Origin of the sequence: Mycolicibacterium sp. MU0053, from assembly GCF_963378095.1 — a bacterium.
In the GTDB taxonomy this organism is placed as follows: domain Bacteria; phylum Actinomycetota; class Actinomycetes; order Mycobacteriales; family Mycobacteriaceae; genus Mycobacterium; species Mycobacterium burgundiense.
Genome location: NZ_OY726397.1, coordinates 4,335,288 through 4,354,207, shown reverse-complemented (window position 1 = coordinate 4,354,207; position 18,920 = coordinate 4,335,288). Strand labels below are relative to the sequence as shown.

At 68.3% G+C, this 18,920-nt stretch carries 19 protein-coding genes; 13 read left to right on the top strand and 6 right to left on the bottom strand.

Features of this window, described 5'->3' with window-relative positions:
* The first annotated feature begins 9 nt into the window (after nucleotides 1–9).
* Complete coding sequence (locus RCP80_RS20785) at nucleotides 10–918, top strand: LLM class F420-dependent oxidoreductase (RefSeq protein ID WP_308479468.1); 909 nt, start codon at nucleotides 10–12, stop codon at nucleotides 916–918.
* A 57-nt stretch (nucleotides 919–975) separates the two neighbouring features.
* On the opposite strand, the gene RCP80_RS20780 is transcribed toward RCP80_RS20785, so the two are convergent.
* A complete protein-coding gene (locus RCP80_RS20780; RefSeq protein WP_308479467.1) occupies nucleotides 976–1,641 on the bottom strand; it encodes a DedA family protein in 666 nt (221 codons plus the stop codon).
* Between the two features lie 146 nt (nucleotides 1,642–1,787).
* Here RCP80_RS20780 and fbaA point away from each other — a divergent pair, with 146 nt between their 5' ends.
* The 8 genes from fbaA (at nucleotide 1,788) to RCP80_RS20740 (ending at nucleotide 10,458) form a co-directional block, all read left to right on the top strand.
* Complete coding sequence (fbaA, locus tag RCP80_RS20775) at nucleotides 1,788–2,825, top strand: class II fructose-bisphosphate aldolase (RefSeq protein WP_308479466.1); 1,038 nt, start codon at nucleotides 1,788–1,790, stop codon at nucleotides 2,823–2,825.
* A 62-nt stretch (nucleotides 2,826–2,887) separates the two neighbouring features.
* The gene (locus RCP80_RS20770) at nucleotides 2,888–3,871 is read left to right on the top strand and encodes a LacI family DNA-binding transcriptional regulator (protein WP_308479465.1); all 984 of its coding nucleotides are present in this window, start codon (nucleotides 2,888–2,890) and stop codon (nucleotides 3,869–3,871) included.
* Nucleotides 3,872–4,083: 212 nt separating this feature from the next.
* Nucleotides 4,084–5,313: a YlbE family protein gene (locus RCP80_RS20765; RefSeq protein WP_308479464.1), complete on the top strand. Its 1,230-nt coding sequence runs from the start codon at nucleotides 4,084–4,086 to the stop codon at nucleotides 5,311–5,313.
* Between the two features lie 74 nt (nucleotides 5,314–5,387).
* Complete coding sequence (locus RCP80_RS20760; RefSeq protein ID WP_308479463.1) at nucleotides 5,388–6,950, top strand: purine-cytosine permease family protein; 1,563 nt, start codon at nucleotides 5,388–5,390, stop codon at nucleotides 6,948–6,950.
* 105 nt (nucleotides 6,951–7,055) lie between these two features.
* The gene (locus RCP80_RS20755) at nucleotides 7,056–8,426 is read left to right on the top strand and encodes a glutamine synthetase family protein (RefSeq protein ID WP_308479462.1); all 1,371 of its coding nucleotides are present in this window, start codon (nucleotides 7,056–7,058) and stop codon (nucleotides 8,424–8,426) included.
* Between the two features lie 84 nt (nucleotides 8,427–8,510).
* Nucleotides 8,511–9,428, top strand: a complete 918-nt coding sequence (gene glsA / locus RCP80_RS20750) for a glutaminase A (RefSeq protein WP_308479461.1) — start codon at nucleotides 8,511–8,513, stop codon at nucleotides 9,426–9,428.
* Entirely contained in the window at nucleotides 9,425–9,757 is a 333-nt protein-coding gene (locus RCP80_RS20745) for a WhiB family transcriptional regulator (RefSeq protein WP_308479460.1), read from the top strand. Before glsA ends, RCP80_RS20745 begins: the two co-directional genes overlap by 4 nt.
* Nucleotides 9,758–9,828: 71 nt before the next feature.
* Nucleotides 9,829–10,458, top strand: coding sequence for a flavodoxin family protein (locus RCP80_RS20740; protein WP_308479459.1), 630 nt, complete (start codon nucleotides 9,829–9,831; stop codon nucleotides 10,456–10,458).
* Nucleotides 10,459–10,469: 11 nt separating this feature from the next.
* Here the strand turns inward: RCP80_RS20740 and RCP80_RS20735 are convergent, their stop codons facing one another.
* The gene (locus tag RCP80_RS20735) at nucleotides 10,470–11,237 is read right to left on the bottom strand and encodes an Rv0361 family membrane protein (protein WP_308479458.1); all 768 of its coding nucleotides are present in this window, start codon (nucleotides 11,235–11,237) and stop codon (nucleotides 10,470–10,472) included.
* Between the two features lie 118 nt (nucleotides 11,238–11,355).
* Between RCP80_RS20735 and RCP80_RS20730 the strand changes: the two genes are divergently transcribed.
* Entirely contained in the window at nucleotides 11,356–11,772 is a 417-nt protein-coding gene (locus RCP80_RS20730) for a DUF3151 domain-containing protein (RefSeq protein WP_308479457.1), read from the top strand.
* On the opposite strand, the gene RCP80_RS20725 is transcribed toward RCP80_RS20730, so the two are convergent.
* From RCP80_RS20725 to RCP80_RS20715, 3 genes are read right to left on the bottom strand one after another with little or no spacing between them, the layout of a single operon-like run.
* Nucleotides 11,769–12,656, bottom strand: coding sequence for a cation diffusion facilitator family transporter (locus RCP80_RS20725; protein WP_308479456.1), 888 nt, complete (start codon nucleotides 12,654–12,656; stop codon nucleotides 11,769–11,771). The two genes, RCP80_RS20730 and RCP80_RS20725, sit on opposite strands and share 4 nt — an antisense overlap.
* Nucleotides 12,657–12,712: 56 nt before the next feature.
* On the bottom strand, nucleotides 12,713–13,492 hold the full coding sequence (locus RCP80_RS20720; protein ID WP_308479455.1) for a site-2 protease family protein: 780 nt from the start codon (nucleotides 13,490–13,492) through the stop codon (nucleotides 12,713–12,715).
* Entirely contained in the window at nucleotides 13,489–14,097 is a 609-nt protein-coding gene (locus RCP80_RS20715) for a peptidase M50 (protein WP_308479454.1), read from the bottom strand. The genes RCP80_RS20720 and RCP80_RS20715 overlap by 4 nt, the downstream gene beginning before the upstream one ends.
* Nucleotides 14,098–14,166: 69 nt before the next feature.
* Here RCP80_RS20715 and RCP80_RS20710 point away from each other — a divergent pair, with 69 nt between their 5' ends.
* Genes RCP80_RS20710 through RCP80_RS20700 form a run of 3 tightly spaced genes read left to right on the top strand, consistent with a single transcriptional unit; the run spans nucleotide 14,167 to nucleotide 16,803 of the window.
* Complete coding sequence (locus tag RCP80_RS20710; RefSeq protein ID WP_308479453.1) at nucleotides 14,167–15,462, top strand: adenylosuccinate synthase; 1,296 nt, start codon at nucleotides 14,167–14,169, stop codon at nucleotides 15,460–15,462.
* Nucleotides 15,462–16,109 (top strand): PaaI family thioesterase, encoded by a 648-nt coding sequence (locus RCP80_RS20705; RefSeq protein WP_308479452.1) that lies wholly within the window; start codon nucleotides 15,462–15,464, stop codon nucleotides 16,107–16,109. The genes RCP80_RS20710 and RCP80_RS20705 overlap by 1 nt, the downstream gene beginning before the upstream one ends.
* A 10-nt stretch (nucleotides 16,110–16,119) precedes the next feature.
* Nucleotides 16,120–16,803, top strand: coding sequence for a hypothetical protein (locus RCP80_RS20700; RefSeq protein WP_308479451.1), 684 nt, complete (start codon nucleotides 16,120–16,122; stop codon nucleotides 16,801–16,803).
* Here RCP80_RS20700 and RCP80_RS20695 read toward each other — a convergent pair.
* Nucleotides 16,776–18,851, bottom strand: a complete 2,076-nt coding sequence (locus RCP80_RS20695) for an MMPL family transporter (RefSeq protein ID WP_308482963.1) — start codon at nucleotides 18,849–18,851, stop codon at nucleotides 16,776–16,778. The two genes, RCP80_RS20700 and RCP80_RS20695, sit on opposite strands and share 28 nt — an antisense overlap.
* Nucleotides 18,852–18,920: the final 69 nt, after the last annotated feature.

Sequence of the window (18,920 nt, the reverse complement as noted above, 5' to 3'; positions counted from 1 at the left end):
ATCGCAGACATGACCTCCTCCGATCGTGCCCGCATCGACTTCCCCTCCCGCATCGGCGTCTGGTGGGCCAGTGAGACCTGGGCCATGCCCGACGCGCAAGCCGTCGCGCGCGACATCGAACAGATGGGCTACGGCTCGCTGTTCCTGCCGGAGGTCGGCGGCAAGGAGTGCTTCAGCCAGTCCGCGGCATATCTGGCCGCCACCGACCGGCTGGTGATCGGGACCGGGATCGCCAACCTCCACGTGCGGGTGCCCTCGGCCGCCGAAACCGGGGCGCGCACGCTGAACGCGGTGTACCCGGGTCGGTTCGCGTTCGGGCTCGGCGTCAGCCACGCCCCGCTGGTCGAACACAGCATCGGCGGGACGTACGCGAAACCGCTGGCCACCATGCGCGGCTATCTCGAGAAGATGGCCGCCGTGGCACCGCAGATCGAGCCCGGGGTGGGGCGTCCGCCGGTGCTGCTGGCCGCGCTGGGGCCGAAGATGATCGAACTGTCCGGCACGCACGCCGACGGGGCCCACCCGTACCTGGTGACGCCGGCCCAGACCAAGGTCACCCGGGACATCCTCGGCCCGGACAAGTGGGTGGTCTCCGAACAGGCCGTGGCCATCGGCGGCGACGACGAGGACCAACTGCGGCGCGCGCACGGGCACCTCGAGGTCTATAGCGGGCTGCCGAACTACCGCAACTCCTGGCTGAGGCAGGGCTTCGACGAGTCCGACCTGGTGCGCGGCTGCTCGGAGCGGCTGAAGCGCGCCGTCGTCGGCATGGGTTCGGTCGAGCAGGCCGCCGAGGTCGTCAGCGCCCATCTGGACGCCGGCGCCGACCACGTCGTCATCCAGGTGCTCGGGGACAATCCGATGGCCGATCCCCGGCCGGACCTGCGTGAGTTGGCCCGGGTGCTGAATCTGGGGTGATGAGTCTCGCCGAGATTTACGAAATGCCGGCAGTCACTCGCACAAAGTGGCCCGAACTCACCTTTGGGCGGCTTCGCGGCGACGCCGGTACCACTCGTAGACCATCGGTAGCACCGAGATCACCACGATCAGGATGATGATGGGCTCGAGCAGCGATTGCACCACCTCGAACTGCCCGAGCCAGTAGCCCAGCAGGGTCAGGCCGATGCCCCAGATGAGGGCGCCGATGACATTGAAAAGGGTGAACACCGCGTAGTTCATCCGGGCCGCACCCGCGGTGATCGGCGCCAGCGTCCGCACGATCGGGATGAACCGGGCGACCACGATGGCGAACGGGCCGCGGGCCTCGAAGAACGCGTGCGCCTCATCGAGATACTTCTGTTTGAGGAAGCGCGCGTTCGGCTTGAACATCGCGGTCCCGACGTTGCGCCCGATCCAGTACCCGACCTGGCTGCCGGCCACCGCGGCGATCGGGATGAACACGAGCAACTGCCACAGCGCGAAGTTGGCCTGCACCGTGCCGTCCTGGGCGGCGGCCGCCGTACCCGCGGCGATCATGCCGGCCATGAAGAGCAGCGAGTCGCCGGGCAGCACCGGGAACAGCACCCCGGACTCCACGAAAACCACCAGCAACAGCCCCAGCAGGGCCCAGGTGCCGAAATAACCGATCAGCGTGATCGGATCGAGGAAGTCCGGCATGAGGGCCAGGGTGGTGCTGGTCATGGGGTTCAAACATACCGGTGGTCGCCCGCAGATCGGTAAACGCGCGGCCGGGGGCTCGTTGCGACACACTCGCCTGCGCTGCTCACGGCCCAACTGAGATACTGCTATGGACGCACCAAGACGCCAGACAGCCAGGAGGAAGTTCCATGCCTATCGCCACTCCCGAGGTTTACGCCGAGATGCTGGGCCGCGCCAAGGAGCACTCATTCGCGTTCCCCGCGATCAACTGTGTCGGGTCCGAGAGCATCAACGCGGCCATCAAGGGCTTCGCCGATGCCGGCAGCGACGGCATCATCCAGTTCTCCACCGGTGGGGCCGAGTTCGGTTCCGGTCTCGGCGTCAAGGACATGGTCACGGGCGCGGTGGCGCTCGCCGAGTTCGTCCATGTGATCGCCGAGAAGTACCCCATCAACGTGGCCCTGCACACCGACCACTGCCCCAAGGACAAGCTGGACACCTTCGTCCGGCCGCTGCTGGCCATCTCGGCCGAGCGGGTGGCCAAGGGGCAGAACCCGCTGTTCCAGTCGCACATGTGGGACGGCTCGGCGGTGCCGATCGACGAGAACCTGACCATCGCGCGGGAGCTGCTGAAGCTGTCCGTCGAGGCCAAGATCATCCTGGAGATCGAGATCGGCGTGGTCGGCGGTGAAGAGGACGGCGTCGAGGCCGAGATCAACGAGAAGCTGTACACCACGCCCGAAGACTTCGAGAAGACCGTCGAGGCCATGGGCGTCGGCGAGCACGGCAAGTATCTGCTGGCCGCGACGTTCGGCAACGTGCACGGCGTGTACAAGCCCGGCAACGTGAAGCTCCGGCCCGAGATCCTGGCCGAGGGCCAGAAGGTCGCCGCCGCCAAGCTGGGGCTGGCCGCGGACGCCAAGCCGTTCGACTTCGTGTTCCACGGCGGATCCGGGTCGGCCAAGTCCGACATCGAGGACGCGCTGCGCTACGGCGTGGTGAAGATGAACGTCGACACCGATACCCAGTACGCCTTCACCCGCCCGGTCGCGGCGCACATGTTCAACAACTACGACGGGGTGCTCAAGATCGACGGCGAGGTCGGCAACAAGAAGGCCTACGATCCGCGCAGCTACCTGAAGAAGGCCGAGGCGTCGATGACCGAGCGCGTCATCGAGGCCTGCAACGACCTGCACAGCGCGGGTCGCTCGGTCTCCGCCGGGTAGCCGACCGGGGCGCTTCGCTATCGTGGGGTGACCCCAGGTAGCGAGGTGACGGTGGTAGGCCGGTGGTAGGAATTGTCGACGTGGCCGCGGCGGCGGGAGTCTCGCCGACGACCGTCTCCCACGTCCTGAACAACCGGGGCCGCATCGCCGAGGAAACCCGCATCAAGGTGCTCAAGGCGGCCAGCCAGCTGGGCTATCAGGCCAATGTGCACGCCCAGCAGCTGGTCACCCGTCGCAGCCGGATCATCGCGATCCAGATGCCGGACCTCGGCGACACCCCGGGCCCGTCCCTCCCGCACTCGGCGTACTTTCTCGAGCTCATCAACGGCGCGGCCGCGGCCGCCGACAGCTCGGGGTATGCGCTGGTGGTGTCGCCGTCGGGCGGCAAGGCCAATGTCCTCAACGGGTTTGCCATCGACGGCGCGATCATCGTGGACCCGCACGGCGAGGAGCCGGTCTTCCGGACCGACGTCCCGATGGTCACGATCGGGGTCGCCCTGCACGAGACCCGCGAGGTCCTGACGGTCGACAACGACCACGCCGGGGCCACGAGAACGGTGCTCGATCACTTTGCCGAGCAGGGCCGGCGCCGGCCCGCCCTGGTGGCCGACCGGACGCGGCGCTCCTATGTGAAAGACGTGCTGACCGGGTACCGCTCCTGGGCGGCCGAACACGGCGCACCGGAGCGCATCGTCACGGTGGGTTCGCTGGACAGGGCCGCCGTGGACGAGGCCTTCACCGAGCTGTTGGCGGCGCCCGTCGACGCGGTCTACACCAGCTCGGACGACCTCGCCCTGGCGCTGCTGGATGCCGCCTCGCGCGCCGGTGTGCGCGTGCCGCAGGAGTTAGCCATCGCCTCCGCGGTCGATGATCGCTCGCTGGCCCTGACCTCGCCGCAGATCTCGGCGACCAACCTCTTCCCGTTCCGCACGGGGGAGACCGCCGCCGAACTCTTGATCGAGCGACTCGAGAGCGGGCCGGGTGCCTTCCCGACCCGACTGATGCCCACGGAGTTCGTTGCTCGGGCATCCAGCACGCCCCGTTAGGCCTGCCGGCGCGGCCCGAACGGGCCCGACACCCAAATGTGGTGACCCCCTTGACAGGCGCGCCCAGCCGTGACTACGGTCACAAACCACTGAGCCAAAACCATTTGGCTACCCGAACGGACATCGCCTGGATCGACGGTTGGACTCCCCTCACGATTGCCCGCCGCCGGCCTCGGTCGCTGTGACAAAACGTTTTACCAGGAGGCTGCCCCATGTCGAGTACCCGCGCCAGAGCCAACCGCGAAGCGGTCGATGCGCTGCTGGCCGCCGACCCGGTGCTGCTGGGGATCGAAAGCGCGCAGAGCGCGATGGGGCTGCCGAAGACCACCGTGCTGACCTCGGGCCCGACGATGCCGTTCGCCGCCTACACCGGCGGTCAGCGGGCCGCGATCATCGGCGGGGCGCTCTACGAGGGCCTGGCACCCGACGAGGCCGCGGCGGTCGCCGCGTTCGACAGCGGCGCGATCGTGGTGCGCGGCTGTCAGGAGTTCGGCTGCGTGGGATCGCTGGCCGGGGTCACCACCGCGTCCATGCCGGTGGTCGTCGTCGCGAACGAGGCCACCGGTGAGCGGGCCTACTGCACGCTGTACGAGGGTGACAGCGTGGACCGCCTGAACTACGGCAGCTATACCGCCGCGACCCGGGAGAACCTCGAGACGCTGCGGCTGCAGGTGGCGCCGGCGCTGAACACCCTGATCGCCGCGCAGACCGAACCGCTGCGACTCAAGCCGATCATGGCCCGCGCGCTGACCATGGGCGACGAGTTGCACAGCCGCAACGCGGCCGCGACGCTGCTGTTCCTGCGCCGGCTGCTCGTCGGCGCCAAGCAGTTGGGTCAGGAACTCGAGTACGCGCTCGATTCGCTGTGCGACGACTACTTCTTCCTGCGGCTTTCGATGGCGGCGAGCAAGGTGATGGCCAACGCCATGTGCGGCGTGGCCAACTCCAGCGTCGTCACCGCGATGGCGTTCTCGTGTGCGCAGTTCGGCATCCAGACCTCGGGCACCGGCGACACCTGGTTCACCGGGCCGCTGCCCACCTTCGAGGACTTTCGGCTGGAATCCGGATACGACGCCGACGACATCGAGTTCATGGGCGGTGAGAGCATCATCACCGAGGTAGTCGGCCTGGGTGGCATTGCCCAGGCTGCCGGGCTGCCGTTGCAACGATCGAGCGGACGCAGCGTGGTACGGATGGTCGCGCGCACCACCGCGATGTACGACATCACCGTGACCGAGAGTCCCGACTTTCTGATCCCCGTCCTGAACTATCGCGGGACCCCGCTGGGGCTGGACGTCGAGAGAATCATCCAGCCCACCGGCATCACCCCGTTCCTGGACATCGGTATCGCGGGCCGGTCGGGCCGGCAGATCGGGGGAGGCGTGGCCAGAGCCCCCCGCGAGCCGTTCCTCAAGGCGTGGGAGGCGTTGACGACGGCGTAGTTCCCGCGTGCGCGCAGGCATCACGATCGATTTATTCAACCTAGGTATTCCGTTGAGACCAAAGGAATTTCGATATGCAAGAAGAAGTCGCTGATCCCACGGAGCTGCCCGCGGCCCCGGTGGACGCGGTCGGGAAAGTAGAGAGCTTCGGAATCGAGTACATCCCCGACGAGAACCGGCACTCCCGCCCCCGGAACCTGTTGTGGATTCTGTTCGGTGGCAGCATGACCTTCGGGATCATCGTCATCGGCTGGGTGCCGGTCTCGCTGGGTTTGGGCTGGTGGGCCTCGGCGAGCGCCATCGTGGTGGGATCGGCGATCGGCGCCACGCTGATGGCGCCGATGGGACTGCTCGGGCTGCGCAGCGGGAGCAACAACCCGGTGGCCAGCGGTGCGCACTTCGGCGCGCTCGGGCGAATGATCGGTTCGGCGTTGGGCATCACCGCGGACATCGTTTTCGCCGCGCTGTGTATCTGGGCGGCCGGCGAGGTGCTGGCGCGCAGCGTGGTCCGAATCTTCGGCATCGAAAGCCAAGCCGTCACGGTGGCGTTGCTGATCGTCGCCTACGCCCTGGTGGCGGTCGTGATGACCATCATCGCGGTGCTGGGCCACGCCAACATGGTGACCTTCACCAAGTGGATGGTGCCCACCGCCGGCACCATCATGATCGTCTACGTCTTCGTTGCCTCGAAGAACTTCGATCCCAGCTACGCGGGCGGCGACTATGTGCTGGGCAGCTTCTGGCCCACCTGGATCCTCGGCATGCTGGCCTGCGCGGGCACGGTCAATTCCTACGGCCCCTACGTGGGCGACTGGACGCGGCACATCTCGACCAAGAAGTACCCGCCCCGGCACTCCGTCGCGGCGGCCTGGGTCGGCGGCTTCTTCGGGATGGGCGGGGCGTTCATGTTCGGTGCCTACACCGCCGTCACCTTCAAGGACCCGCTCAACGCCTACGCGACCGAATTCGCCAACAACGTGCCGTACTGGTTCCTGTTCTTCGCGCTGTACCTGGCTTTCATCCCGGGAACCGCCCAGGCGGTCATCAACATCTACAACATGGGGCTCGACTTCTCGTCGATCGTTCCTGGGATCAGCCGCGTGCGGGCGACGATCTACCTGTCGATGGTGTCGACCGCGCTGGTCTTCGTTGGCGCGTTCTACCAACAGCTTTCGGCGATCGTGAGCTCGTATCTGGCCATCCTGATCGTGCTGGGAGCGCCCTGGAGCGTCATCAACCTGATCGGCTACTTCAACAACCGCGGCTACTACGACCCGGATTCGCTGCAGGTCTACAACCGTGGACAGATGGGCGGCCGGTACTGGTCCTCCGCGGGCCTGAATCACCGTGCGGTGATCGCCTGGATCTCGGCGGTGAGCGTCGGGATGCTGTTCGTCAACACCGGCTGGTACGTCGGCCCGGGCGCAAGGCTGTTCGACGGTGCGGACTTCGGGTTCATCGTGTCCACCAGCGTGGCGGCAACGGTCTACCTGATGTTCTTGAAACTGAACCCGGAACCGGCCTACAACTTCGGTCCGGAGGGCGCCCGGATCGCCAGTGCGCCGCCGGAGCGGTACGGCGAATTCATGCCCATCCAAGAGATGGACATGAGCAAGGTCCGCTGGCGGATCGGATAGGCCACTGAAATCCCCGTATTCGGTAGAGGTGGTGACCGTCAACATCTACCCCAACTAACGAACTGCTCAACACCGATAAAGAGAAGAAAAGCGAGAAACAGCAATATGGATACCCTCAACGCAATTGACCCGTCCCACGCGGCAAAGGCCAAGGAGTTGGCGGACGCCGGAGTGCGTTATGTCACCGCCTCGTGGGCCGACATCTTCGGACGCAACCGCGCCAAGAGCCATCCGGTGGGCATGCTGCCGGAACTGATGGCGGGCTTCGCGCGGTACACCCCGCGCGGGATCAATGGAATCGGCGAGATGGACCCCGTCGAGCAAGAGGTCACTGCACTGCCGGACCTCGACACCCTCACCGTGTTGCCGTGGGACAACCGCTTTGCCTGGATGGCCTCGGACATGTGGTCGGACTCGGGTGAGACGTTCTCGCTGTGCCCCCGGTCGATCCTGAAGAAGCAGATCGAGCGCGCGGCGAATCAGGGCTACCGCTGCACGCTGGGCATCGAGCCCGAGTTCTACGTGTACCGGCCCGAGGACATCAGCTCGGCCGGCTTCGGCTCACTGACCGTCACCGGCGGCATCGAGCCCAGTCCCGCCTACGACGTCGAAACCTCCTACGACGTGGCCGACTTCCTCGACGACGTCGTGCAGACCATGGAACAGATCGGACTCAAGGCGTTCGCGCTCGGCGCGGAGGGCGGCGTGGGGCAGTTCGAGATCGACTTCTACTACCAGGATCTGCTCGCAATGGCGGACCGGGTAACGCTTTTCCGGTTGATGATGCACCAGATCGCCAAGCGGCACGGGCTGGCTGTGACGTTCATGCCAAAACCTTTTGCCAACCTGTGGGGTTCGGGTGCGCACTTCAACCTCGGCCTGTACTCGGTGGATGGCTCGGGTGAAAGCGTGCTGCGACTGGGCAATCCCGCCATTCCCGGCGAAGAGGAGTGGTCCAAGGAGTCCAAGTACTTCGTGGGCGGACTGCTCAAGCATGCCCGTGCCTTGACGGCCATCACCAACCCGTTGGTGAACTCCTACAAGCGGCTGACCCCCAGGCTCGTCGACGGGTCGGTGTCGTGGGCGCCGATCAAGATCGCCTACGGACCCAACAACCGGTCCTGCATGATCCGGCTGCCGGAGAACCGGCCGGCGATCGAGGTCCGCAACCCCGACGCATCGGCGAATGTCTATCTGGCCGGGGCCTTCCTGTTGGCGGCCGGACTCGATGGCATCGCCAACGAGATCGATCCGGGCCCGGCCATCACCGAGTTGGCGTCGGATCGCGACGAGATCTCGCGGCTGCCGCGCACCCTGCTCGAGGCGGTCGAGGCCTTCGAGGCAGATGAGCTGACCCACGAGGTCTTCAGCGCGGACTTCATCAAGGACTACACCGCCACCAAGCGGATGGAATGGGAAAAGGATCACCTGCCGGTCAGCGATGCCGAGCGGGCCGATCACCTGGTGTACTACTAGGCCGGTTGGCCACGGAGACGGACTCGCCCGGTGCGGCTTCGGCCGCACCGGGCGCGCGAATGCACGGTACGGAAACGGCGGATCATGACGGTGATTACAGAGAACTGGTTGACCACACTGGTGGACGAGGTACGCCCGCACCTCGCGGGCGGGGCGGTTTCGACCTACCTGCCCGAGCTTGGCCGGGCCAGCGCCGACGACCTTGCGGTGGCGGTCGACCTGGGTGACGACAGGATCCTGACAGCAGGAAATATCAACGCCCAGTTCACCATTCAGAGCGTGGTGAAAATCTTCACGCTGTTGTTGGCGCTGCACCACCGCGGCGAGGACCACGTCTTCGCGCGGGTGGGCCGCGATCAGGGCATCGGCTCCTACAACTCGCTGGAAACGTTCATCCGGGGGTCCGGCGTGCCCGTCAATCCGTTTGTCAACGCCGGTGCGCTGGTGGTGGTCGACATGCTGCCGGGCGAGCGGCCCGCGGAGCGGGTCGCGGTGGTGGTCGACTTCATCCGCGCGCTCACCGGCAACCCGACCATCGCCGTCGACGACAGCACGGCCCGGTCCGAACTGGCGCTCTCGGACCGTAATCGCGCACTCGGCTATTTTCTGCGCAGCCACCGCCTGGTCTCGACCGACGTCGAGGAACTGCTGTGGGCGTACTGCCAGATGTGCGCCATCGAGGTCGACGTGGTCGACCTGGCCCGCGCGGGCCGGGTGTTGGCCGACGGCGTCGACGTGCACCTGGGCGGTCGCATGCTGCAGGCCTGGCACGTGCGACTGGTGCGCCGGCTCATGCTGTTCAGTGGCATGTACGAGGCGTCCGGGCGCTACGCCTGCGAGGTGGGCATCCCGGCCAAATGCGGGGTCTCGGGCGCGATGATCGGCGTGGTCCCGCGCCGCGCCGGGGTCGGCATCTACGGCCCGGCGCTCGACGATTCCGCCAATAGTATTGGCGGACTGCGACTTATGCGGCTGCTGGCGCAGGTGCTCGAGATCGAATGAACCCGCACGCGCCGGACCCGACCGATCCCTGGGGATGGCAACGCGACGCCGCCTGCGCCGGTCAGGACCCGCTGTTCTTCCACCCCGACGGTGAGCGCGGCCGACGCCGGCGGGCGCGGCAACTCAATGCCAAGGCGGTGTGTGAGCGGTGCCCGGTCCGGCGACGTTGCCGCGAGCACGCCTTGCGGTTCCCCGAGCACTTCGGGACCTGGGGCGGTCTGTCCGAAGAAGAGCGGGACCGTATCGGTGCTGCGGCCAGGCCGTTCGGTCGGCGCGTGCGGCGCGCCGAGCTCCGCGAGCGGGGGGAGGGTCTGCAGCGCCACGGATAGGCAATGTCGAACGGATATCGAGAGCGCCCCACATTCGCCGCGTGCACCTTCTTCAAAGGACTCAGCAGAACATGAAAACTTTGATCATCAGCGCCAGCCCGCGTCATGACGGCAACTCCCACGTGCTGGCGCACGCCGCCGTGGACGGTGCCGGCTCCGCCGGCCACACCGTCGAACACGTCTTCCTTGACGACTACGTACAGCTGATGCTCGACAACTGCCGCCGGTGTCGGCGACCAGAGGATCAGCAGTGTTCTCTGGACGACCGATACGCAGAGTTGTTGCTGGACAAGATGCTTCCCGCGGCTGGTCTGATCTATGCCATGCCGCTCTACTTCTACGGCATGCCCGGGCGCCTCAAGACGGTGTTCGATCGGTTGTTCTGCTACACCTCGGACAGCGCACCCCAGCAGGACAGCGTCGTTTCGAACATCATGGACAAGAAGGTGGGAGTTCTGATCTCTTGTGAGGAAACCTATGTCGGCGCCACGCAGGGTGTCATCGCCCAGTTTCAGGAACTCACCCGCTATCTCAACCAGGACCTTGTCGGTGTGGTGGTCGGCCACGGAAACACCCGCGGCGAGATCGTCCAGGATCCCCGAGGCCCGGTAGCTGCAGCGCGTGGCCTTGCCGAGCGGCTCTACACGACTCCGGTCAGCGACTACCGTCTCGACACAATCCGATCGAATCGCGTGTGGTGAGCCAGCCCTGACTAGCTGCCGTCCTGGCAGATCTTCCACTGATCGTCGCGGAACTGCAGATCGAGGCTGCGGGTCGAGCGGGTGCTGGGATCGTATTCCACGAACGTCGTGACATTGGCCTCGGCGTGGCCGTCGTTGACGATCACCTGATCGATGCTGGCGATCACCGGGTACTGGCCGGCATCGGCGATGCGCTGGTGGGTCTCGGTCCACTTGGCCTCGTCGACCCTGCGGTACTCGTCGGCGGTCTGCCCGCAGGTGATGCTGCGCAGGGTGGCCAGATCACCCTTCTCGATCGCGGTGTCGTAGGTGCGGATGGTCTCGCGAACCCGGTCCTCCTGCGAGGTCCCCAGCGAGGTGCCGCGGGTCAGCAGCACGGTGACCAACACGGCGACCGCGACCAGTGCGGCGATCACCAGCACCACCGCGATCACCCACCCCCAGCTGCGCTGCTTGGGTGGGTTCGGGCCGCCGGGGCGGGGTGGAATGGCTTGCGGGGTGGCGGCTTTCGGGCCGGTATCGCCGACGTCCTGGGCGGCCGCGCCGCCGTCGACAGCACCGAACACCTCGGTCACCGGATCCGGCGACGGCCGCCCGATGATCTGGGTGGAGCCGTCGTCCATGCCCGAGGGCGCGGTGAACCGACGCTCGCCCGGGTTCACCGACGGCAGCGGCGCCCCGGCATCGGGGTCGTCCTGGGCCTCGAAGATCTCGGTCTCGAGGTCCTCGTCCGGCCGACTCGACTCGTCGTCCGGATCGGATCCTGGTGGAATCGACATCGGTGCTGCGGTCCTCCACGGTTTCGCGCTTGCTGGGCTGGGAGTGAAAATACTCGGACTCAGCCTAGCGCTGCGCCCACGTCCCGCTCCTGCCCAGGCCACACGGCACAATGGGGCCATGACACGGATGGGTGATCTTTTAGGGCCAGACCCGGTTTTGCTTCCCGGGGACATCGAAGCCGAGGACGGCTTGGCGGCCGGTGAGAATCCCGAGACCGTGGCGGCAGCGCACCCGTCGGCCTCGGTGGCCTGGGCGACGCTGGCCGAACAGGCGCTCGCGGACGACAAGGCGGTGACCGCCTACGCATATGCCCGCACCGGCTATCACCGCGGACTCGATCAGCTGCGCCGCAACGGCTGGAAAGGCTACGGGCCGGTGCCGTACTCGCATGAGCCCAACCGGGGCTTCCTGCGCTGCGTGGCCACCCTGGCGCGGGCGGCCGACGTGATCGGGGAGACCGCCGAACACGCGCGCTGCCTGGACCTGCTGGACGACTGCGATCCGGCGGCGCGCCGCGAACTGGGCCTGAGCTAACAGTCGGCGCCGCAGTCGGTGGCCCCGCCCGGCGGCTCCACCTGCACGGTCGCATGCGCGAGGCCGCGGGCGGCCAGCACCGCGCGCGCATCGACGAGCACCCGGGCCGAATCGGCGCCGCTGGTCAGGTGCGCCGTGGCCATGTCTCGCCCCGGGACCAGGGTCCAGACGTGCAGGTCGTGCACCTCGCTGACGCCGTCGACGGCTTGCAGCGCGGACCGCAGCTCGTCGACGTCGATGTGGGGCGGCGACGACTCGGACAGGATCCGCAGGGCGGTCCGGGCCAGCGAGAACGCCCGCGGCAGCACCCACAGCGCCACCAGGACCGCGACCACCACGTCGGCGTACGCCCACCCGGTGGTGACGGTGACGATGCCGGCGATCAGCACGCCGACGCTGCCCAGGGTGTCGGCGATGACCTCCATGTAGGCGCCCTTGACCGCGAGGCTGTGCTGCGAATCCGCCCGCAGCAGCAACACCACCGCGCCGTTGGCGACCAGTCCCGCCAGCGCGACGACGATCAGCGGGACGCCGGGCACCGCCGGCGCGTCGCCGAGCCGGTCGATCGCCTCGTACAGGATGAATCCGGCGACCCCGAGCAGCAGCGCCGCGTTGGCCACCGCGGTGAACACCTCGGCGCGGTGCCAGCCGTAGGTCCGCCCGGGCGCGACCGGACCGTGTTTGGCCAGCAACACCGCGGTCAGGCCCATGAACATCGCGACCAGGTCGGTGAGCATGTGACCGGCGTCGGCCAGCAGCGCGATCGAGTTGATCATCAGCGCGGTGGTCAGTTCCAGGACGAAGAAGACCGCCAGAATGCCCGCCGCGATGAGCATCCGACTGACCCTGGTGTCAGTGTGACTGTGTTCGTGGCCGGCACCCATGGGCTCGAATGTATGCGTATTCCTGCATGGTTTGCAAGCAGGGTCGCGCGGGCGCGTCAGCGCAGCGACCAGAACAGCGCCAGGTCGAAGCCCGCCGAGGCCAACGCGCCGACGCCGCCGAGCAGCGCGTAGAGGCGGTAGACCAGACCGAAGAACCACTGGTTGAGCGGCGACGCCAGCAGGACCAGCACCAACAGCAGCACACCCCACTGCTTGAAGCCGGTCAGGGCGCGCTGGGTCTCCGGGCTCAGGTGCGGTTCCAGCGCGCCGTAGCCGTCCAGGCCCGGCACCGGTAGCAGGTTGAGCACGACCGCCATCACCTGCAGCAGGCCCAGGACCGCCACGCCCGCCCAGAACACCGACCGCTCGGGGGTCGCGAGGACCCGGCCGGCGCCCAGCAACAGGACCGCCAGCACCAGATTGGCGAACGGTCCGGCCAGGCTCACCACGGTGCGCTGCGCCTTGGTCATCGCGCCGGTACGCAGCCACACCGCGCCGCCGGGCAGGCCGATGCCGCCCAACGCGATGAACAGCAGCGGTAACCCCAGCGACAACATCGGGTGGGAGTACTTCAGCGGGTTCAGCGTGAGGTAGCCACGGCCGGCCACGTCATGGTCGCCGAACCGCCACGCGGTGTACGCGTGGCCGAATTCGTGCAGGCACAGCGAGACCACCCAGCCCGCGATCACGAACAGGAACACCCCGGCATGTGCCAGCGGCGGATTCGACGCCCCGACGGCGCCCGAAACCCAGGCCAGCGCGCCGCCGAGGCCGGTGACCGCCAGGATCAGCAGGAAAACCGGGCTGGGGCGCACCGCCGGCCGCCGGGTCCTCATGACACCCGCAGCCAGCCCTGGATGTGCCGGTAGAACGTCGAGCGACGCACCGGACGGGGCACCGGCACGCCGTCGCGGACCACCGACGCGCCCGTGGTGCCCAGCTGTGCGGCGCGCCCCACCAGCCAGCCGGTGCGGCTCGATCGGGGCATCAGGACCCGCGCCCGCAACCCCGGCACGGTCGGTATCGGCTCGATCCGGACCTCGGTCACGGTCCCGTCGAACAACACCGAGTCGTCGACGATGCCCTCGCCCACCAGCCCGTCGGCCTCCGGCGGCGGCAACCAGCGCGCCGCGCCGACCAGCACCGTGCCAGTCTCGTCGCGGATCAACGGAATCCGTTGTGCCGCACCGGTCAGCGCGCGGCGGGCGCGGAATGACCGGCGCACGTGGGCGACCTCGACGTCGAGCCGCTCGGTCTTGAGCAGCCGGGTCAGCACCGCGGCCAGGTCGGCGGGGGAGCCCACCACGACCACCCGGCCATTGGTCGCGGTGGCCGCATCGATGGCCTCGGTGGCCGCGCTCCCGGTGCCGACAGCAACGCCCGGCACGGCGCGGAGTGGGCGGGGTGCCCGGCGGCCGCCGAACAGCAACACAACAGTCAACGCAGCTCCTGCTCCCGCACTCGGATAAGGTGGGTCACCGGCTGGAACACAATAACCAGGAGAAATGCCATGCCGGCAATCGTCCTCATCGGCGCCCAGTGGGGCGACGAGGGCAAGGGTAAGGCCACCGATCTACTCGGTGGGCGGGTGCAGTGGGTTGTGCGCTATCAGGGAGGCAACAACGCCGGGCACACCGTCGTGCTGCCCAGCGGCGAGAATTTCGCGCTGCACCTCATACCGTCCGGCATTCTGACGCCCGGGGTCACCAACGTCATCGGCAACGGTGTCGTCGTCGATCCGGGGGTGTTGCTCACCGAGTTGAACGGGTTGGACAACCGCGGCGTGGACACCAGCGGTTTGCTGATCTCGGCCGACGCGCATCTGCTGATGCCCTACCACGTCGCCATCGACAAGGTGGTGGAGCGCTACGCGGGCAGCAAGAAGATCGGCACCACCGGCCGCGGCATCGGGCCCTGTTACCAGGACAAGATCGCGCGGATCGGGATCCGGGTCGCCGACGTCCTGGACGAGACCCTGCTGGCCGAGAAGATCGAGGCCGCCCTGGAGCTGAAGAATCAGATCCTGGTGAAGGTCTACAACCGCAAGGCGCTGGACGCGGACGAGGTGGTGGCCGCCCTGCTCGAGCAGGCCGAGGGCTTCAAGCACCGCATTGCCGACACCCGCCTGCTGCTGGGCAACGCCCTGGAGAACGGCGAGACCGTGCTGCTGGAGGGCTCCCAGGGCACGCTGCTCGACGTCGACCACGGCACCTACCCGTATGTCACCTCGTCGAACCCGACGGCCGGCGGCGCCGCAGTCGGCTCCGGCATCGGGCCCACCCGGATCACCACGGTGCTGGGGATCCTGAAGGCCTACACCACCAGGGTGGGCTCGGGTCCGTTCCCCACCGAATTGTTCGACGAGTACGGCGAATACCTGTCCAAGACCGGCGGCGAGGTCGGTGTCACGACGGGACGGGACCGCCGGTGCGGCTGGTTCGATGCCGTCATCGCCCGCTACGCCACCCGGGTCAACGGCATCACCGACTACTTCCTGACCAAGCTCGACGTGCTCTCCTCCCTGGAGACCGTGCCGATCTGCGTCGGCTACACCATCGACGGCAAGCGCACCGATGAGATGCCGATGACCCAGGCCGACATCGCGCGCGCCGAGCCGATCTACGAGGAACTGCCCGGCTGGTGGGAGGACATCACCGAGGCCCGCGAGTTCGACGAGCTGCCCGCCAAGGCGCGCGACTATGTGCTGCGCCTGGAAGACCTAGCCGGAGCCCACATTTCGTGCGTCGGGGTGGGTCCGGGCCGGGATCAGACCATCGTCCGGCGCGATGTCCTGGCGTCCCGCTAGTGTCGGCTGACTTCGGACCGGACCCGCGGCGGGTCAGCCCCGACTACGAGCGCCACGGCGGTTTCCCGGTGTTCGAACCCGCCGAACCGGGGCCCGGATTCGCCCGGTTCCTGGCCGGCATGCGCCGACTGCAGGATCTGGCGGTCTCGGCCGCGCCGGCCGCGGAGACCTGGGACGACGCCGCCGACCGGGTCGAGAAGCTGATCGAGCAACTCGCGCCGTTCGAGTCCGCCGAGGGGGTCGGCCCGGCCAGCCGGGTGCCGGCTCTGCCCGGCGCCGGCAGCCTGCTGATGCCGCCGTGGTTCGTCGACGCCTTCGAACCCGACGGGGTGCGGGTGCGGGTCACGTTCAGCCGTTTCCACGTCGGCGGTAACTACGCCGTACACGGCGGGGTGTTGCCCTTGCTGTTCGATTCGCTGTTCGGAATGGTCATCCACGCCGCCGGCCGCCCGATCAGCCGCACCGCCTACCTGCATGTCGACTACCGCAAGGTCACGCCGATCGACACCGAGTTGCGCGCGCGCGGCTGGATCCGGGAGGCCGAGGACCGCAAGGCCTTCGTCAACGCCGAATTGCATGACGGCGACGACAATCTGCTCGCCGAGGCCCACGGATTGATGATTCGCCTGCTGCCCGGCCAACCCTAGGAGTCGGTAGATGACCGCGAACCTGCCCCGTCGGGCGCGCCGGTTGTCCACTCCGCGTGCGGCCGGTCTGGCCGGCGTGCTGTTCGCGGTCCTGTTCGGCGCGGCCATGGTGCTGATCCGGACGTCGATACCGGACGAGTCGGGGTCGGGCTCGCCGTGGCTCGACGGTGCGAGGACGAACCTCAAGGTGGCCGCGGTGCTGATGCCGCTGGCCGGCATCGCGTTCCTGTGGTTCATCGGGGTGGTCCGCGATGGGCTCGGGCGCTACGAGGATCGCTTCTTCGCCTCGGTCTTGCTCGGCAGTGGTCTGCTGTTCCTGGCGATGATCTTTGCGGCCGCCGCGGTGGGCAGCGCGCTGGTGGCCGGGCGCGCGGTCGGCGTCGAAGCCAGCGCCCGCGGCGACGTGGCGGTGTTCGGCCAAGCCCTGTTGCTGGCCTTGGCCAAGACCTATGCGCTACGGATGGCGGCGGTGTTCATGATCTCGCTGGCCACCATTTGGCTCAAGACCGGGCTGATGTCGAAGTGGTTGGTCTTCGGCACGTACGCCACCGCGGCGGTGCTGCTGATCGCGAGCGACGCCAGCATGTGGGTCACGCTGCTGTTCCCGGCGTGGGTGCTGGTGGTGAGCCTGCTGGCATTGTCGCGCGCCGGGGTGATCGACCTGCATCACGGCGACGAGCGCGTCGAGGAGTAGCCGGCGGCGGGGTCCTCGGCGTCCGAAACCGGGTCGATGCGGCTCGGCCACCACACCTTCGGGCCGAGCAACGTGAACAGCGCCGGGATCACCACGGTGCGCACCAGGAAGGTGTCCAGCAGGATGCCCAGGCCCACGATGATGCCCAGCTGGGTCAGCACGATCAGCGGCAGCACCCCGAGGACGGCGAACACCGCGGCCAACACGATGCCGGCGCTGGTGATCACCGCGCCGGTCGCCGAGACCGCGCGCACGATCCCGGTGCGGGTGCCGAAACTGCGGGTCTCCTCGCGAGCCCGGGTCACCAGGAAGATCGTGTAGTCCACGCCGAGGGCCACCAAGAACAGGAACGCGAACAGCGGGGTGGTGTTGTCCAGGGCGGGGAAGCCGAAGAGGTGGATGCTGACCCAGCCGCCCAGCCCGAGCGCGGCCACCGAGGACGCCACCGTCACGGTGACCAGCAGCAGCGCGGCGACGATCGAGCGCAGCAGCACCAGCAGGACCGCGAGCACCACCAGCAGAATCGCCGGGATGATCACCAGCCGGTCGCGCACGGCGGCATCGCGCGCGTCCAACGCCTGCGCGTCGGACCCGCCGACCAGCGCCTGCGGATCGACCGCCTGCACCGAATCGCGCAGGGCGGCAATGGTTTCGAACGCCTCGTCGCTGGCCGGCGCCGCGTCGGTGACCACCGACCACTGGGTCAGGCCCGCGCCGTCGTCGCCGCCGGGGGTGGCCGACACCACGCCGTCGGTGCCGGCGATGGCCGCCTCGATCTGCGGGGCGCGGTCGCCGGCCGCGATCACCCGGGTCGGGTCGGTCAACCCGCTGGGGAAGTGCTGCGCCAGGGTCTCGTAGCCGGTCACCGATTCGGCCTTGACGCGGAACTGCTCGGTCTGCGACAGCCCGGTCTGGGTGCCGAACAGGCCGCAGGCCAGCACCGCCAGGCCGGCGAAGGAGGCCACCAGCACCGCGACCGGGCGCCGGGCCACCGCCGTCGCGATGCGGTGCCACACCCCGGTTTCGGTCAGCGCGCGATCCTGCCGCGACGGGATGAACGGCCAGAACAGCCGCACCCCGAACAGCGCCAGCAGCGGCGGCAGCAGCAGCAGCGAGAACGCCGCGGCGACAACGAGTCCCGCGGCGGCCTGCAGGCCCAGGCTGCGGGTGCTGGGGGCGCTGGCCAGCAGCAGCGTCAGCAGTGCCAGCACCACGGTGGCGTTGCTGGCCAGGATCGCCGGCCCCGCGGCGCGCACCGCGGTACGCAACGCCTGCCGGTGGTCGGGCGCGGAGCGCAACTCCTCGCGGTACCGGGAGATCAGCAGCAGCGCGTAGTTGGTGCCCGCACCGAACACCAGCACGCTGGTGATGCCGGAGGTGGAACCGTCGGGGATCAGGCCCGCCCATGAGGTGACCGTCGCGCCCAGGGTGGCGCCGGCGCGGTCGGCGAATCCGATCACCGCCAGCGGTACCAGGAACAGCACCGGGGAGCGGTAGGTGAGGATCAGCAGCAGCGCGACCACCGCGGCCGTCACCGCCAGCAGCGTGATGTTGGCCCCCGAGAACGCGCCCGCGATGTCGGCGCCGAAGGCCGGACCGCCGGTGACCTCGGCGCGCAACTGCGGCGGCAGGCCGTCGCCGGCGCCCGCCCGGACGCTGTCCACGGCGTCGCGCAGTTCGAACCCGGACAGCGTGGTATCCATCGGGACCGCGGCCAGCGCGGCGCGACCGTCCTCGGACACCGTGACCGGCGGTCCGCCCGCCGGTGCGCCGCTCTGTTGCTGCATCCGCTGATACGCGGCCTCGGCGGCGCCGAGGTCCGCGGGTGCCAGCACGGCCCCGTCGCCGCGGGTCACCACCAGGATCGCCGGTGCGCGGTCCCCGCCCGGGAAGCCCGTCGCGGCCTCGGCCGCGCGGGCCGCCTCCGCCGAGGACGGCAGCGCGATCGGCGACTGCGAGGCCGCGTCGTTGCTGCCGGCCAGTCCCAGCAGCAGACCCGAGGCGAGGGCGATCAACAGGGCCAGCACCCACGATCGGGGCCCGGTCACGACGGCGGCAAGGCGATCCCAGTTCACGGGCCCAAGGTACCCAGATCGTTCGACCGCCTAACCTTTCGA